Here is a 1230-nt window from a genome sequence, read left to right on the forward strand (position 1 = left end):
CGGTGCCTCCGGTCGCCGCGGTGACGTGGCCGGCCCCCGTGGATTCAGCGAGCGGAGCCGGTCATGAGTCACTCGGCACCGCCAGCCACCCGGGACGACCGGACCGACCCAGCCAGGATCCTGCCGTTGTTCAGGCGCGCGCTGCTTGATCACTGGCGATCCACCCTGGCCTGGGCCGTGGGGCTCGCCGCCGCCATCCTGGTATACCTGCCACTGTTTCCTTCCCTCGGGAACAGCGACGAGATGCAGGACATGATCAACGCGCTCCCTCCGGAGATGACCAGAGCACTGAACTATGATCAGATCGCCTCGGGTCCCGGGTACACGCAGGCCACCATCTTTGGGCTGATCGGCTTCCTGCTCCTGACCATCGCGTCGGTGTCCTGGGGTGCGTCGGCAGTGGCCGGTGATGAGGAGTCCGGCCAGTTGGAACTGACGCTGGCGCACGCGGTCACCAGACCCCAGGTGGTGTTGGAGCGGGCCCTGGCGATTGCGGTGCGCACTGTCGCGCTCGCGGCCGTCGTCTTCATCCTCGTGCTGCTCCTCAACGAGCCCGCTGAGCTGGGGATTCAGACTCAGGACCTCTTTGGTGCGACGGTCCTGTTCGGGGGGACTCGCGCTCCTCAGTGGGATGGCCGCCCTGTTTGTCGGGGCGGTGAGCGGCAGGAGGCTTTATGGCCTTGCGGCCGGCGCCGGGGTTGCGGTGCTGAGCTACGTCTTCAACGCCGTCGGACGCCAAAGCCCCGACCTTCAGTGGCTGCTGAACCTCTCGCCCTACCACTGGGCGTATGGAAACTCGCCGGTGGCCAATGGGGCGGACTGGGGTGCTGCCGCCTGGCTATGGGGTATCTCGGCGGCGCTCGCCGGACTCAGCGCGGTCGCCTTGCAACGACGGGATGTCGGGATCTAGGAGGGAAGGGGTTGGTTCAGCCAGTGAAATCGCGGTGCCGGATGAGGTACGCGGCGAGGACTGCACCCCCAACCGCTACGAGGCCCATCACCACAATCGGGACGGGATCGAAAGCTTCAACCGGCATGGCCGGGGAATGATGAAACGGGCTCACTGCCTGCAGCCACTCCGGCAGGCCCAGCAACTCGCCAAACTGGCCGAGCACCAGCCCGCCCGTCAGAAGGCCCCAACCGGCCCCTACACTCCACCGGGGAACAGCGGCGAAGATGACAGCGGGTGCGGCGATGAAAATCGCGGCCGCTGGTACATGGACGAGGCTC

The 1230-nt window shown here is 66.7% G+C and carries 1 protein-coding gene and 2 pseudogenes; 2 read left to right on the forward strand and 1 reads right to left on the reverse strand.

Translation table 11 applies throughout. The features are described from left to right. Positions 1 to 63: 63 nt before the first annotated feature. Both K728_RS21830 and K728_RS21835 read left to right on the forward strand, forming a co-directional pair. A pseudogene (locus K728_RS21830) lies at positions 64 to 549 on the forward strand (ABC transporter permease subunit); the annotation flags it as partial. 82 nt (positions 550 to 631) lie between these two features. Then, positions 632 to 910, forward strand: a complete 279-nt coding sequence (locus K728_RS21835) for a hypothetical protein (RefSeq protein WP_019483410.1) — start codon at positions 632 to 634, stop codon at positions 908 to 910. A gap of 16 nt (positions 911 to 926) precedes the next feature. Here K728_RS21835 and K728_RS21215 read toward each other — a convergent pair. Beyond that, positions 927 to 1230, reverse strand: a pseudogene (locus K728_RS21215) (ABC transporter permease); the annotation flags it as partial.

It is taken from the genome of Arthrobacter sp. CAL618, from assembly GCF_000468215.1.
Lineage (GTDB): Bacteria > Actinomycetota > Actinomycetes > Actinomycetales > Micrococcaceae > Arthrobacter_D.